This window comes from bacterium (assembly GCA_036504735.1).
In the GTDB taxonomy this organism is placed as follows: Bacteria; Electryoneota; RPQS01; order RPQS01; family RPQS01; genus DASXUQ01.
Window position 1 is genome coordinate 221,435 of the sequence record DASXUQ010000009.1, and the last position, 14,328, is coordinate 235,762.

The following is a 14,328-nucleotide window of genomic DNA, read 5'->3' on the forward strand; positions in this document are numbered from 1 at the left end:
GTTCTTCTGGACATCTCTTCGGCAAGACCGCACGAAGGGTCCCGCTTCTATTTCCTATCGCTTTGCGCCGATTTAGTTCCCCTGTTGCTGCCGCTTAGTCGTCCGGCGGGGTAGACGGGCACGACATGTCCGGCGAAACCGTGATCTCGCTCTGCGGATCGTGCTTCTACGGCCGATTGCGTGCCTGAACCGAGGGTCATGCTGCCCTTTGGGCTGACGGCCAGAGGCCGCCGCTAGGGATCAATTCGGAAGGGACCGCGCGGTCTTCCGCGCTGTCCCCCCGCCGGTAGGCGGCCTTGGGATCCAACGCCCCGCGTTGGGTGCAGGGGTTACCCCTGCTCGCCGAGATCGATCTCTTCCTCGTCTTCGGGGACGATCTTGGCCACATCGGCCACGTGGTCACCGTTGTCGAGTTTGATCAGCCGCACGCCCTGCGTGACGCGGCCCATCTCGCGAATTTTGGCCACGCTCTGGCGGATCATGACACCGCTGGAGGTGACAATGATCAGATCGTCGGCCTCGTTGATTTCCTTCATCGCCACCAGCGGTCCGGTCTTGGGAGTGGTTTTCAAAGCCAGGACGCCACCCGCACCGCGCTTGGTGCGGCGGAAGTCGCCGGCCGCCGACCGCTTGCCGTAGCCCAGATCGGTGACGGTGAGAATCGAGGATTCCTTGTGGACGACGATCATGCCCACGGCCAGCACGCCAGAGCGAAGCGATACGCCGCGTACGCCCGTAGCGCTGCGGCCCATGGGACGGACGTCGCTTTCCTCGAAGCGCACGGCCTTGCCTTCGCTGGTGCCGATGATGATTTCATTCGTGCCGTCGGTCATGGTGGCGTCGAGCAGTTCGTCACCCTCGGTAATGTTCAGGGCAATGATGCCGGAGGAACGCGGGTTGGAGAACTCGGAGAGCGCGGTCTTCTTCACGGTGCCGTTCTTGGTGCACATGAGGACGAAGCGGTTCTCGTCGAAGTTCTTGACCGTCACCCAGGCCCGCACCTTCTCTTCGGCGCTGCGCTCGATCAAGTTGACCAGCGCCTTGCCGCGGGTGCCGCGTCCGAGCTGCGGAATCTGGTAGACCTTCAGCCAGTAACACTTGCCCTTATCGGTGAAGAAGAGGATATAGTCATGGGTGGACGCCACAAAGAGGTGCTGGATCCAGTCCTCCTCGCGCGTGCTGGCGCCCATGCTGCCGCGTCCGCCGCGTCCCTGCTTGCGGAAGCCGGAGACGGGAAAGCGCTTGATGTAGCCCGAGTGGGAGATGGTCACCACCATGTCTTCCTGGGCAATCAGGTCTTCCAGTTCCACTTCGGCGGTGTCATCTACCACCAGCGTGCGGCGATCATCGCCGTACTTGTCGCGCAGGTCCTTCAGTTCCTTCTTGACTACCGCCATGCGGCGGTCGTGGGATGCTACCAGTTCTTGGAGGTCGGCAATTTTCAGTTTCAGTTCGCGGATCTCGTCGATCAGCTTCTGGCGTTCGAGACCGGTCAGCCGCGCAAGGCGCATGTCGAGGATCGCCTTAGACTGCAGTTCGGAGAGTCCGAAGGCCGCGCGCAGTTCCGCCCCGGCCACTTCCACCGAGGACGCGCGGCGGATGATCTCGATCACCTCGTCGATATTGTCCACGGCTATCTGCAAGCCTTCGAGGATGTGCATGCGGGCCTGCGCTTCGCGCAGATCGTACTCGCTGCGGCGCAGCACGACCTCGTGGCGGTGCTCGAGATAGTACTCGATCATCTGCTTGAGGTCGAGGATTCGCGGCGCGCCCTTGACCAGCGCCAGCATAATCACGCCGAAAGTTTCCTGCATGGGCGTGTGCTTGAAGAGCTGGGAGAGCACCACGTCGGGCACCGCTTCCTTTTTCAGATCCAGCACCAGCCGCATGCCGTCGCGGTCGGATTCATCGCGGATGTCGGCGATGCCTTCAATCTTCTTGTCGTTGACCTGCGAGACGATGCTTTCGATCAGGCGCGTCTTGTTGACCTGATAGGGGATCTCGCTGACCACGATCTTCTGCCGTCCGTTGGCCTTGACCGGCTCTTCGACATTGGCCTTGGCACGCACGGTGATGCGGCCACGGCCCGTGACGTAGGCGTCCCAGATTCCCTGGCGGCCATAGATGATGCCGCCCGTGGGAAAGTCCGGCGCGGTGATATGCTTCATCAGGTCGGGCACGCCCATGTCGGGCTTGTCGATCAGCGCGATGCAGGCGTTGACCACTTCACGCATGTTATGCGGCGGAATCCGCGTGGCCATGCCGACGGCGATGCCGTCCGAGCCGTTGACCAGCAGATTGGGGATAGCCGAAGGCAGCACGTTCGGAATTTGCAGCGTCTCGTCGTAGTTGGGGCTGAAGTCGACCGTTTCCTTGTCGATGTCTCGCAGCATTTCTTCGGCCATGCGGCTCATGCGGGCTTCGGTGTAACGCATGGCGGCGGCGCCGTCACCGTCCACCGAGCCGAAGTTTCCCTGGCCGTCCACCAGCGGATAGCGCAAAGAGAAATCCTGCTCCATGCGCACGAGGGTATCGTAGATGGCCGCGTCGCCGTGCGGATGGTATTTACCCATCACGTCGCCGACGATACGCGCGCACTTTTTGAAGGGACGTCCCGCGCCGAGGTTCAATTCGGTCATGCCGTAGAGAATCCGGCGGTGGACCGGCTTGAGGCCGTCGCGCACGTCGGGCAAGGCGCGCGAGACGATCACCGACATCGAATAGTTGATGTACGATGTCTTCATCTCGTCTTCGACATTGACCGGCAGCAGCCGCTCCTTGCCGTTGCCGTTCAGATCCAGTACTGTGTCGTCTGTTTTCTTGGACATTGCGTTTCTTTATTGGTGAAAAACAAAAATCGAAAAATCAAATCCCCCGGCGGCCTATGCCACCTCAATCGTCGTATCAATCGCCCCTAGCGGCGGCCTCCGGCCGTCAGGACGAAGTCCGGCACAAAGTCCCGATTCCGGTTAGGCGAATGCGCGGTTCCATGTCAGGGTTTTTCCGGCGGGACAAGCGGCTCAAGCAGCCGAATGAGTTCGGGTATCGCCTGTTGGGCGGCTTTCCACACCATCTCATAGTTGACGAGCTTGTATCCGTGAATCATCCGGTGACGCATGCCAATGATATTGCTCCACGGAATTTCCGGGTGCCGCTTTTGAAAGGCGTCCGAGACATGATTTGCGGCTTCGCCGATATTGGAAATCTGGAGAACTACAGAGTCGCGCTTCTCCCGGTCGGCCAGGAATTCCTCCCACGTGACTCCCTTGGCGGACTCCACGACATACCCTGCATATTCCAACATGTAAAGCAGGAGCGTTTCGTCATGCGCCATAATAGGTCCTCAGATTGCTCAGAATATTTCTGCGCAAGATGTAATTCTTGCTTCGCTCAAGTGCGGGACGGGTCACGACGTCTACGTCCCGCCCCACAATCTGCGCGAGTTCATTTTCCAGATCCACCATGTCAAAAATCGTCCACGGCGCATCGTCGGAGAACTTCACCATCACATCCACGTCGCTGTCGGGGCGGAAGTCCTCAGTGAGCACGCTGCCGAACAGAGAAAACTCCACGATCTTCCATTTCTGGCAGAAGGCGGCGATCTTCTCTTTGTCTATGGGGATGCGGGGTTCCATTTGGGATACGGGTTTATTTCACACCCTGCCCTATGGGCAGGGCCACGGGTGCAGGGGTCACCCCTGCTGCTCCCGGCAGAACCAGATGTAATCGGTGATGACGGGTTCGAGGCCGGCGGCGCGCAGGTCGGTGGAGATTTGCGCGCGGTGGTGGATCGAATGGCCGTGGAGCTGGGTGAGAATGTCCACGATGCGCAGCGTGACCGGGCCGTTGGGAGACGGGAAGGTCAGCGTCTGCCTGTCCAGCGGATCCGGCAGCGCCGCCAGATACCGCGCCCAGTGCTGCGCGCTCTGCTCGTTTCGGGTCAGGCACTCTTCAACCGAGAGCTGGGGAAACCATTCGAACCGCCGGAAGTCGACCGCTTCACCGGCCAGCCGCTGCTCCCAGAAACCGTGAGCCGCCATAATGTGCGGACACAGTTCGGCGGTGCGCGAAGGCACGGACGGCGCGGCTTGCAGTGCGGTCAACAGCTTATGATTGGCCCACTGCTCGTGGGCAAAGAGTTTTTGCAGATAGGCGCGCATGGGACTTTTGTTACAGGCGCTGCGGCTGGACCTCAAGATGCGCGTACCAGGGGAAGCGCGCCTGCTTGATAGCCTTGACAATATAGATGATCTGGCCGGCGTGGTAGGCAAAGTGCTCGACCACGTGGTAAATATCCTTCAGCAGCGTGACCTTGTTCCCCTGAATCACGCGTTCCTCGGTGAGCAGTTTGGGATCGAGCGTCGCCACCACGTGGAAGGCTTCCAGCACGGTGGTTTCGAGATTGTTCAGCAGCATGGCCTTGGAGATGCCGCCGTGGGCGGTGAACTCCTTGGGACGATTGCGCTCATCGGGACGGCCACCCACGCCGGAAAGAATGTGCTGCCGCACGTTTCCAGTCAGGTGCATCAGCAGATTGCCAACACTGTTGGTGGACTCGTTTTCCTTCGCCCAAAGTTCGTCTTCGGACAGAAGCGCTACCGCTTCCTTGATCTTCGGCAGATACTGGTCGCGCAGGGTGCTTGCCGACACGGCCAGAAACTGACGTTCCATAGACTCCATGACTATCACCTTTCATGTTCCGCGTTGCAGACGCGAAATGTATGATTTATGCAGAGCCAGCCGGAAAAAGCATAAGCCTTTCCCGCCATTCCAGTCTGCTTATTAAACGCATGTATCAAAGAATCGAACCAAGCGGAAGGCGAAATGAAAAACTCAAAATCAAAAGTCAAAGAGCCTGATAATCCTTCTCGGTCACTTTTATCATTTTTAATTTTTAGTTTTTCGTTTTCTCTTAGTAGTTGAACTCGTCCTTCTTTTCCTTGGAGGACGGGGCGGCGAAGCGGAAGTTGGTGTAGAGTTCCTTGCCGTCGATGTCGGCATAGACGCCGATGGAGCCCTTGTCGCCGGGGGAAACTTCAAGCAGCCGCTCGAAGGCCACTTCAGCGGCGCGGATCATGTTGCCGTAGCCCTTGCGCTCCAACAGGTGCCGCAAGTGGGCCAGGATCTGCTGCTTGTTTTTGGACTTGGCAATCGCCTCCATGTAGGCGTCCCAGTTCACATCTTCCACCGGCTGCCAGCCCGGCTTGATTTTCGGTTTATCGTCCATAAAGGATCCTGCGTTTCCCGGTAATTAAGCCCATGTTTCGCATGGACACGGCAAGCCATGTCCCTACTTCATCCTTCATCCTTCCGCCGTCATCCTTTCTTCCGTCGCGCTTCCGGAAAGTCCCGGTAGAGCGCGGTGGAGACATTCCGCACGGCATCGCTCAGCGGCTTGTGGAACGCCAGAACCTCCTCGCCGCCCTCGGAGAGCAGGGCAAAGGCGCGGTTCATCTGCGCGATGCTGGCAAAGTCGACGGTGATCTGGAACTCGCCTAAAAGCGGCGGCGAGATGACAAACTTGCGGCGCGTGATGTAGTAGCCTTCGATCAGTTCGCGCTCATGCAGATAGCTCAGAAACTCGCGGACGCTTTCACAGAACTGGAGAACATTCTGCCCCGCCTTGAGATTACACCAGATGTGAAAGTGATTCATGCAGAACTAAATCAAAAATGAAAAATTGGAAACCATAAATGACGATGCTGAAGACGTGGGACTTTTTAGTTTTTCATTTCTCTTTCCCCGTCCGGAAAGTCGCGGTACAAAGCCGTGGTAAGATGGGTGGCCATGCTGTAGACGGGGCGGTGCAGCTCTTCGATCCTGCCGCCGCGCGTGGCTACCAGCGCAAAGGCATCATCCAGCCGTCCAAGATTCTCGCATTCCACCATGATGTGAAAATCCCCCAGCCCCGGCGGCGAAAACCCGAACTTGCGCCGCGTAATGCGATAACTCTGCACATGCCCCTGCTCCTTCAGATGCCCGAGGTACGCATGCACCGCGCGTACAAACTCCAGATCCTTCGATCCGTCCTTCAGGTCGCACCAGATGTGGTAGAGGGTCATAAGATTATCAGTTGAACCGTTCACTCACCATTAACATCACTATGAATTTCGAAACAACACCGGCGCACCCCCACACCTTGTCATCCTGAAGGCCGTCTTCGGCCTGAAGGACCTCGGGCAAGTCTGCGGTGTTGGCTGCTTGCAGCCGAGCCGTTCGGCAACGCAGTACCCAAACGATCCGATCAAACATGAGAACTATTTTGTTATGACTTCTCGCTGTTCAGCTATGATGATTTGATCCTGCATCCTTGCCCGAAATGTGAGAGGAGCTTCCACTTTGGTAAAAGGCTGCTGCGTTCCGCCGGAGCCTACTACGGTTAGTTTTCCGTAGTTAAACATGCGCCCGAAGATTCCTTGATTGACATGAGCGCCTTCGACTTTGGAGAGGAGAATCTCGATTGTCCGCCGTCTCAAGAATCCATCTTTCAAGACGACTCTTCGGGTCGTCACGGCAAATTCAGCACTCCGCAATCGAATCGCGTTCGAAATCAACGAGAGCAACGTCAGCAGTCCACAAAAGAAGATCAGTGGTTGCACTCGAACGAGAATCGCCCATATCCATAGGAGCGCGAAGAGGAGTGAACTTGAGAAGATATACGGTGAGAGCTTCCCCTTGTAGACCACGGTTTCGTTCGCCGCCAAAGACTGCTCAATATATCCCATGATTCGGTCTCCGTTTTTGCTCTCCTCTACGATCAGTCCGTTTCTGCATCTTCAGATACTTCTATTTCGAACGTAACGCAAAGCCGCGCCAGCTCGATTCCGAAAACCGTGCACAACTCTCCAAGCGCCAACCAGAACCCGAGGTCCTTCAGGCCGAAGCCGGCCTTCAGGATGACAATGTTTGGGTTTGCACTATCGTTGTCAGGGATTCCGTTCCGAAGACGGAACGGAATGACAAATCTCTGTGGAGTCGGCGCCATTCATTGTCCTTTCACCGCAGCACAAACATGGCGGTATCGGGCGCGGCGACGGTGCTGTCTTCCGGGGCTTGCTGGGTGGAATCGGTGTCGTCGGTCTTGGGGTCGGGGCGGCGCTTGGAGTGCGACGAACAGGAAACCAGCAGCAGACCCAGCAACAACACGAGCAAGTACTTCTTCATAAGCCTCGCCTGAAAGAAAAACAAAAAGCAGAGAGCAGAAAACAGAAACGACGATCATGCGCTTCTGGCCTATTCTCCTCTTTCATCCTTCATCCTTCCGCCTTCATCCTTTTGAGGTCACCATCCCATGCGTTTGCGCAGTTCGGTGACGTGCGCGACGTGGTGCGGGCCGTGCCAGGCATAGATGGCCAGCAGGAAATCGAGGCTGCGGACGCCTTCAAAATCGGGATGGCGGTAGCCACGGGCAAAATCACTCTCAGCCATCGCGCGCAGCACATGGACCCAGCGCTCATGCAGACATTCCAGAAAGCAGAGCGACGTGTGAATGGGTGTGCTGACCGAATCCGGCAGCATGGCCCACGCCGCTTCGTCGTAGGGCTTGACCATCGGGCTGTCTTCGGTGAGCGCCAGCTTGAAACGCGTGTAGGCATTCAGATGGCTGTCGGGCAGATGATGCACCACCTGCCGCACCGTCCAGCCGCCCTCGCGGTACGGAGTATCAAGCTGCGCGTCGGACAAACCCTGAACCGCTGCGCCGATCTGCTCGGGCGTGGCGGCAATCGTGTTAATCATTTCCTGCCGCAGAGACGGCGTCATTACTTGCGGCGGCGCGAATTTTCCAAGGGGGTAGCGGGGATCTTTCATAAAACGAAAAATCGAAAATAAAAAATTAGAAAATCGAACACACTGAAATCAGGAGCGTTTTTGTCCTTCGGCGATCATGCCAACGGCCTTTTCGATGCGCGCGGCGCGGGTTTCGGCCTTCTTGGCTTCCTCGATCCAGCGCACGTATTCCTTCTTATGGGAATAAGCGAACTTCTCGAAGACTGCTTTGGCGGCCTTGTTCTTGTTCAGCGCCTTCTGAAAATCTTCCGGCGCCTCCACGGAGCGCTCGGCGGTGTCGCGCTCGAGGATCACGTGCACCACATCGCCTTCGCCTTTGCCAATCTTCTCGCGGATTGCCTTCAGCACACCCAACTGATGACAACCGCCGCCCATGTTGGCCAGCGAGCCGCGATAGGGCACGCCGTCGATCAAGGCATTGACCGGCACCCGTCCCTTGGTAGCGTAGATGTCCATGATTTTGGCAGGGACTTCCACCCACGCGCCGCCGCCGTCACCGAAAATGAGCGGAGCTTTGAATTCCTGTTGGTCGGATTTGGGCATTGTTTTACACTACTCCGTTGCTTGTCATCCTGCAGCATTGTCCCATTACTTTGTCATCCTGTAGACCGTCTTCGGGATACAGGATCTCTCTTCTCTGCTGCTTCCCGAGAGATCCTGCATTTGAAGCCAAATGCAGGATGACAATGCTGAGATAACCGCCACATTACGTATTAGCTCACAAGAATGCGCGAGCCCCACCAGCTCAAGCTTTCATCATAGCGGTAGTGCGTCTGCATATGGCCGGCGTTGAATTCGCGGTGCTCGATGGACAGGCCGGCGGCGCGGAGTTTTTTTACCAGAATGCGCGCTCCCCACTGCAGGTTGAATTCATCCTGCATTCCGCATTCGATGTAGATGCCGCGGAGTTTGTGCAGGTTTTCGGTTACGGCACTTAACTGTGCCATGCGCACCGGATCATGCGCCAGCCAGCGCAACCAGACGTCTTCCCGCAGTTCGGCGGTTTCCAGATCGAAAGGATAATCGAAGCCCCACGGGCTCTCGCGGTTGGGAGAATAGCAGGCAGCCATGGCGGTCACGTTCAGCGCCTGCATGTAACTTTTGGACATCGGTCCGGGTTGGCCGATCTTCCGGATAAATTCCTGCGGCCCGCCCGCCTTCTGCAACTCTCCTGCGGTGGCGGGGAAATCGGGCAGCAGGCTGTACTCGAAATAGCAATCTCCGCTGTGCATGATCATCCAGCCGAACAGATCGGGATGCCGCGCGGCCAGCACAAACGCGCCGAAGCCGCCGGAGGATTTTCCGGCAATCACCGTCTGCTCGGGCTTAAGTCCTGCGCGGAACGTGGCGCGCACCCACGGAATCACTTCTCCCGTGATGTGATCTTCATAATCGCCCACCGCGCTGCTGTTCAGATACTGGCTGCCGCCCAGCCGCGTGAAAGCATCGGGAAAAACGGCGACGCACGGTGGAAGCCGCTTTTCGGAAATCAGCCGCTCGATGCGCTGCGGCATGGTCTCGCCCCAGGGCATCCAGTTCAGATGCGAGAGACCCGATCCGGTGAAGCCCGCCAGAACCAGCAACAGCGGATAGTCCCGCGTGCCGTCATAGCCTTCAGGCAGATACACCGGAATCTCGCGCACGGCACTGTCGCCGAGGGGATTGCCCTCGAGGCAGCGGCTGTGCAGCGATTCGATGAGTAGTTGACCGTGAAGCTTCATTTGATGAGCAGCACCTTGCGCGTCACGGCCTGGTCATCGGCGTTCAGCCGCACGAAATACAACCCGCTGGCATGGCGAGCGGCGTCCCACGTGTGAATATGTCCGCCTGCCGCCGCATGGGTCTCGGTCAGCGTTTCCACTAAGCGGCCCGTCAGATCGTAGACGCGCAGCGAGACATTTCCGGCGCGAACGAGATCATAGCGGATTTCGAAGGTGGCATTACCGGGATTGGGCCAGACCGTCAGCGCAGGGCGGCTGGGAAGGTCGGCGTCGTGCTGTGGCGAGGTGCCCAGCGGTACCGAGGCCGTGCAGAGAATCTCCACGCGTCCGCTGGCGACGTTACTGACGCTCAGATAGCGGCTGAAGCTGCCGCCCGAACGGCTGGTAAAAGCTACATACAAGGGCATGGATTGACCCGGATGCAACGGCACCGGAATTCCCTGCCAGATCGGCGTAAACAGCGTGTCCCCGCCGAAGACTCCCGTCACAGTATCCATCGCGCTGCCCGCATTGGTCAGGGTCACGGCCAGTGTGTCCGTATGACCCGCGGCGACTATGCCGAAGTCGAGAGTGTCGGGATCGGCCAGCAGCAGCGCCCGCGAACTGTCGGGCAGATAAAGCTGGGTGCGCCAGATGCCGCCGCGAAAATCGGAGAACACTCCGGCGGCCAGCACATCCACATACGCATTGCTGATGCGGATGGCCTTGAGTGCGCGGATCTCCGCCGTCAACTGCAATTCCACCACCCAGGTCTGCCCGCCGTCGGTGGTACTCCACACGCGGCCTGTACCCGCCTGATAGTTGCCGCCCGCGGCAAAACCGATTTGCGGCGTCACCATTTCCACGGCGCGGACCGGCACCAGTGTGCTTAACACGCGGCCCGACCAGGTCTGTCCACCATCGGAGGTGACATGCACCCAGCCGTGCGAGGTGGGAGTAGTCATGCCGCCGCCGGCAAGACCATGCAGGCTGTCCGCAAAACTGATACAGGTATCGAACAGGGAATCGGCGGCCACGCGAATACGCCAGTGCCGGCCACGGTCATTGCTCACCCATTGATGAGAGCCAACGGCCAGCAGCCGGTTGCCGATGCTGGTGAATCCGGAAACCCACGTCTGTTCGGGAGTCAGGCTGTCTTCGCGTCCGGCGCGCTGAAAAGTCTTGCTGGTGTTGACTTCCGCCCACAAATTGCCGAACCGCAGTGTGTCATTTTCCCACAGCCGGCCCGTCATGCCGCCGAAGACCAGACCCGTGGTCGAGTCCGGCACCAGCACACCACTCAGCCAGACGGGAGTGTCGAGCTGGCGGAATGGATACAGACGGTGACCACCCTGATAGTAGATGACGCGCACATTGGATGTATCGGCGGTGGCGCTGTAGGCGCTGACCAGCACGGTATCCAGGTTGATGCCGGGCCGGGTGATCGGACGCGCCGCCAGTCCACTGATGTACATCGGCGAGCGCAGCACGCCCCAATCCGAAGGAATAGTGGACGGCTGCGGGTGCAGATCGAGGTTGTGCCACGTGCGGCCGCAATCGGAGGTTTCGAAAACCGTATGCAGCGTCGCCAGAAAGCCGTTAGTGTTGCGGCAAAACGCAAACTGCACAGGCACGGCATTCAGATAGGCCGCGTAATTCTGCGAGGTCGTGTCGGCGTCGTACAGGTACTGCACAAACTGCCACGGCTCATCCAGCGAGGACCCGGCTCTTTCGCCCGGACGCGGCGCTACATAGGCCACGGGTGAGACGGGCCGCAGCGGAGGCAGCTCAAAGGCGACGTTCGGTCCGTTGCCGAAGGTGCGCGCGAGGGCCGGTCCGGCCCCGAGCACCGCGCACAGGCAGAGGATACACAGCGCACTCAGTGGTTTCACGCAACCTCCGAAGAAAAAGCGAAAATAAAGCAGGCCGCCGGGGGCGGTCCTTATCCCTTAGCACTTAGCCCTTACTTCAAAAGCATCAGCTTTTGCGTGGTGGCAAAGTCCGGCGTGCTCAGACGCGCGAAGTAGATCCCGGAAGGCAGGGCACTGCCATCGAATCCGATGCGGTGCTCGCCGGCTTCATACACGCCATCGGCCAGAGTGCCGACCTGCCGGCCACTCACATCATACAATCCGATGTGCGCCCGCGCGCTGTGCGGCAGACTCAAACTCAGCGTGGTGGAGGCATTGAAGGGATTGGGATAAGCCGACAGCGCATAGCCCAGGGGGATCGGATCCCGGCGCGGCTCGATTCCCGCGGTCATGCGGTCGCGGCCCGTTTTCAGAATATAGAAATCCCAGTTGTGCGTCTGCGAGGTGGTGTAGCCCGCCATGATGTAGCAATCGTCGCGGGTCGGCTGCATGGCATACGGCAGCATGCTCCACGTGCTGTTGGTATACTCTTCATCCCAGCGGACAATACCGTCGGTGTCGATGCGCGCAATGTAGAAGTGGCCGCGCAGTGTGCCGCTGACAATGTAATTGCTGTCCGCCAGAATGTCCACCGAATAGAAGGCACCGCTGGTGCCCGCCGGGCCGTAGGTGTGCGTCCATTGCGTGCGGCCGAGGGAATCGGTCTTCACCAGATACGGCTTGTCGTCACCCGAGGAGGTGTTGCTCTTGCCCGCCACAATGTAGCCGCCGTCGTACGTCTGCTTCACCGCACGGAAAAGCTCATCCCCCGAGCCGCCGATGTACTTTGTCCATTGGGAGTGGCCCGTGGCATCGGTCTTGACCAGATAGCCGTCGCCTTCGAAGTAGTGGGTGCGCCCGGCGATGATGTAGCCGCCGTCGGCAGTCTGCTGCACCGAATAGCCGGCGTCATCGTTGTGGTTGATGTACCGCGTCCAGGTCGGGTTGCCCTGCGCATCGGTCTTGCGCAAATAGATGTTGAAGGTCTGCCCCACCGCGTCGGAGGCTCCGGTCAGGATGTAACCGCCATCCGTGGTCTGCTGCACGTCGTTGGCGTACTCTTCGGCGGTGCCGGTGTAGGTGCGGTTCCACTGCTGAATACCGAGGGAGCTGATCTTCATCAGGTAGACATGCAGCGGCCCGTTTTCCTGCGTCTGGGAATAGCCGGTGACAATGTAGTAGTTGTCCGCCGTGCGGCGGATGGCTAGCGCCGCATCGTGGTACGGCGTACCGTAGGTGCGATACCAAGGGGAATTGCCGAGGCTGTCCAGCGCGGCCACATACATGTCCCAGCCGCCCGCTCCCCAGCTTCCCGTGTAGCCGCACAGCAGATAGGTGCCGGCGCCGGTCTGCACAATTCCGGTGACGGTGTCAATCGAATCTCCGGCGATGGTCCGCGTCCAACGCGTCAGCGGGTTCGGCTGCGCAAATACCACGCTGCCGCACAATACCCAGATCCCAATCCACAAGCTGCGTGTCATGTTCCCTCCCTGAAACAAAACGCTGAAACTCTGAAAAGCTGAAAGAAGCGCTATCGTCGTCGGTGTTCCGTTCCCTTCCCAAGTACGTAAGGGGACCGAATGACAAGTTGTGTCTGATCGGTCTTCCCTTCATCCCTCATCCCTCATCCTTCCGCCTTCATCCTTCTCTTCACTTCCACACGCTCTCCCGGTCCAGCGCATATCTCCTCTGCCCGGCGGGAGCCGAGCGCCAGAAGATGAAGATGCACATGACCAGCCAAAGAGCATCCTCCAGAATCTTGTTGATCCCGACTTTGCTGGCCAGAGCCTTGGAGACACCGCCGCTGCCGAAACAGCCGCAGTCGATATTCAGGCCGCGCGCCACCGCCTGGCCGATGAGCACAATAAACATCAGCAACATGGCTCCGGCAATCAGGCTGGCTATGCGTTTCCATTTGTTGGAAAAGAGCGCAATGGCCACCACCGCTTCGAGCGCCGGCAAAAAGATCGCCACCGGATAGATGTAATCCTGGCCAATGATGGGGAAGGATACGCGGTAGTTGGCAATCGCCTTGGCAAAGTCGAGGGGATCGAGCAATTTGGGGATTGCTGCCAACAGATACACCACGGCAATCCCGAGGCGGCAGACCCACTCCAGCACGAGGAGTATGATACGTTTAGAGGTAGAGTTCATCACGTCAAAGGTACCGCTTTTTTTTCACAAAGTCAAGGAGAAGTCCTGAAAAATCCAGTAAGTTAGAATGAACGCAGAGCATAGAAATGGCCCGCCGATCCGGGCAAAATCCGGGCCCTTCCGGTCTATCCTAAAACAAAACAAGGTACCCTCAGCGGTACCCTGTCTTGTTGAATTGTGACATGGATCTGGTTGTCCGGAATGCTATTCTTTCTTCTCGATAAATTCCGTCTCTTTGGACCATTCATTCCAGCCGCCCTCATAGACCGCCAGCCGCTTGTAGCCCTTCCCCTGCATGTATTCGGCCAAGTCTTTGGACAGGTGACAGTCGCCGCCGTCACAGTAGAGCAGATACAGATCCCCCGCGGGCATGCTGTTGAACGCTTCGGTGTACTGTGCAACCTTTTCGAACGGGATGTTCACCGCGCCGGGAATATGGCCGGCATTGTACAGCGGGACATCGCGGGCGTCAATGAAGTGCACATTGTACTTGGTGCGCTTGGAATACAGACCCATCGTCGTGGAAAAGTCCACCAAATAGGCCTGTTCGGCGGGGACAAACGCACTGTCGGGCGATGCCGTGTTGACTGCGGCAAAGCCCATCTTGGGCTGAATCAGTTCTATCGGCTTGGGGAAACCCCAGAAAGGCACCGTTGTTTTCTGCACTACGCGCGCACCGACTCCCAGCAGCACAGCGGCCACCAGCATTACCAAGAATTGCCTGGAGAGCATCATTCCATTATCCTGTGTTTCAATCTTTCTGTATCAGAACCCGC

General features: G+C 58.4%; 18 protein-coding genes. All 18 read right to left on the minus strand.

Going from position 1 to position 14,328, the window contains the following annotated elements; genetic code table 11:
- Positions 1-329: 329 nt before the first annotated feature.
- A complete protein-coding gene (gene gyrA / locus VGL38_08350) occupies positions 330-2,828 on the minus strand; it encodes a DNA gyrase subunit A (GenBank protein ID HEY3295435.1) in 2,499 nt (832 codons plus the stop codon).
- A 164-nt stretch (positions 2,829-2,992) separates the two neighbouring features.
- The gene (locus tag VGL38_08355; protein ID HEY3295436.1) at positions 2,993-3,334 is read right to left on the minus strand and encodes a HepT-like ribonuclease domain-containing protein; all 342 of its coding nucleotides are present in this window, start codon (positions 3,332-3,334) and stop codon (positions 2,993-2,995) included.
- On the minus strand, positions 3,324-3,635 hold the full coding sequence (locus tag VGL38_08360) for a nucleotidyltransferase domain-containing protein (GenBank protein HEY3295437.1): 312 nt from the start codon (positions 3,633-3,635) through the stop codon (positions 3,324-3,326). Before VGL38_08360 ends, VGL38_08355 begins: the two co-directional genes overlap by 11 nt.
- 57 nt (positions 3,636-3,692) lie before the next feature.
- Positions 3,693-4,160 (minus strand): DinB family protein, encoded by a 468-nt coding sequence (locus VGL38_08365; GenBank protein HEY3295438.1) that lies wholly within the window; start codon positions 4,158-4,160, stop codon positions 3,693-3,695.
- Between the two features lie 10 nt (positions 4,161-4,170).
- Positions 4,171-4,671 carry a DinB family protein gene (locus tag VGL38_08370; protein HEY3295439.1) on the minus strand — a complete coding sequence of 167 codons (501 nt, stop codon included), beginning with the start codon at positions 4,669-4,671 and terminating at the stop codon, positions 4,171-4,173.
- A 241-nt stretch (positions 4,672-4,912) separates the two neighbouring features.
- On the minus strand, positions 4,913-5,227 hold the full coding sequence (locus tag VGL38_08375; protein ID HEY3295440.1) for a hypothetical protein: 315 nt from the start codon (positions 5,225-5,227) through the stop codon (positions 4,913-4,915).
- An 89-nt stretch (positions 5,228-5,316) separates the two neighbouring features.
- Positions 5,317-5,655 carry a DUF6614 family protein gene (locus tag VGL38_08380; protein HEY3295441.1) on the minus strand — a complete coding sequence of 113 codons (339 nt, stop codon included), beginning with the start codon at positions 5,653-5,655 and terminating at the stop codon, positions 5,317-5,319.
- 65 nt (positions 5,656-5,720) lie between these two features.
- Complete coding sequence (locus VGL38_08385) at positions 5,721-6,062, minus strand: DUF6614 family protein (protein ID HEY3295442.1); 342 nt, start codon at positions 6,060-6,062, stop codon at positions 5,721-5,723.
- Between the two features lie 195 nt (positions 6,063-6,257).
- Positions 6,258-6,725: a PH domain-containing protein gene (locus tag VGL38_08390; protein HEY3295443.1), complete on the minus strand. Its 468-nt coding sequence runs from the start codon at positions 6,723-6,725 to the stop codon at positions 6,258-6,260.
- A 32-nt stretch (positions 6,726-6,757) separates the two neighbouring features.
- On the minus strand, positions 6,758-6,985 hold the full coding sequence (locus VGL38_08395) for a hypothetical protein (protein ID HEY3295444.1): 228 nt from the start codon (positions 6,983-6,985) through the stop codon (positions 6,758-6,760).
- A gap of 11 nt (positions 6,986-6,996) precedes the next feature.
- A complete protein-coding gene (locus VGL38_08400) occupies positions 6,997-7,164 on the minus strand; it encodes a hypothetical protein (protein ID HEY3295445.1) in 168 nt (55 codons plus the stop codon).
- 117 nt (positions 7,165-7,281) lie between these two features.
- Positions 7,282-7,809, minus strand: coding sequence for a putative metal-dependent hydrolase (locus tag VGL38_08405; protein ID HEY3295446.1), 528 nt, complete (start codon positions 7,807-7,809; stop codon positions 7,282-7,284).
- 48 nt (positions 7,810-7,857) lie between these two features.
- Positions 7,858-8,331 (minus strand): YdeI/OmpD-associated family protein, encoded by a 474-nt coding sequence (locus VGL38_08410; protein HEY3295447.1) that lies wholly within the window; start codon positions 8,329-8,331, stop codon positions 7,858-7,860.
- Positions 8,332-8,501: 170 nt separating this feature from the next.
- Positions 8,502-9,509 (minus strand): alpha/beta hydrolase-fold protein, encoded by a 1,008-nt coding sequence (locus VGL38_08415; protein ID HEY3295448.1) that lies wholly within the window; start codon positions 9,507-9,509, stop codon positions 8,502-8,504.
- Entirely contained in the window at positions 9,506-11,380 is a 1,875-nt protein-coding gene (locus tag VGL38_08420; protein ID HEY3295449.1) for a T9SS type A sorting domain-containing protein, read from the minus strand. Before VGL38_08420 ends, VGL38_08415 begins: the two co-directional genes overlap by 4 nt.
- Before the next feature lie 71 nt (positions 11,381-11,451).
- Positions 11,452-12,879, minus strand: coding sequence for a T9SS type A sorting domain-containing protein (locus VGL38_08425; GenBank protein HEY3295450.1), 1,428 nt, complete (start codon positions 12,877-12,879; stop codon positions 11,452-11,454).
- A gap of 169 nt (positions 12,880-13,048) precedes the next feature.
- The gene (locus VGL38_08430; GenBank protein HEY3295451.1) at positions 13,049-13,552 is read right to left on the minus strand and encodes a MauE/DoxX family redox-associated membrane protein; all 504 of its coding nucleotides are present in this window, start codon (positions 13,550-13,552) and stop codon (positions 13,049-13,051) included.
- A 204-nt stretch (positions 13,553-13,756) separates the two neighbouring features.
- Positions 13,757-14,287: a rhodanese-like domain-containing protein gene (locus tag VGL38_08435; GenBank protein ID HEY3295452.1), complete on the minus strand. Its 531-nt coding sequence runs from the start codon at positions 14,285-14,287 to the stop codon at positions 13,757-13,759.
- Between the last annotated feature and the right edge of the window lie 41 nt (positions 14,288-14,328).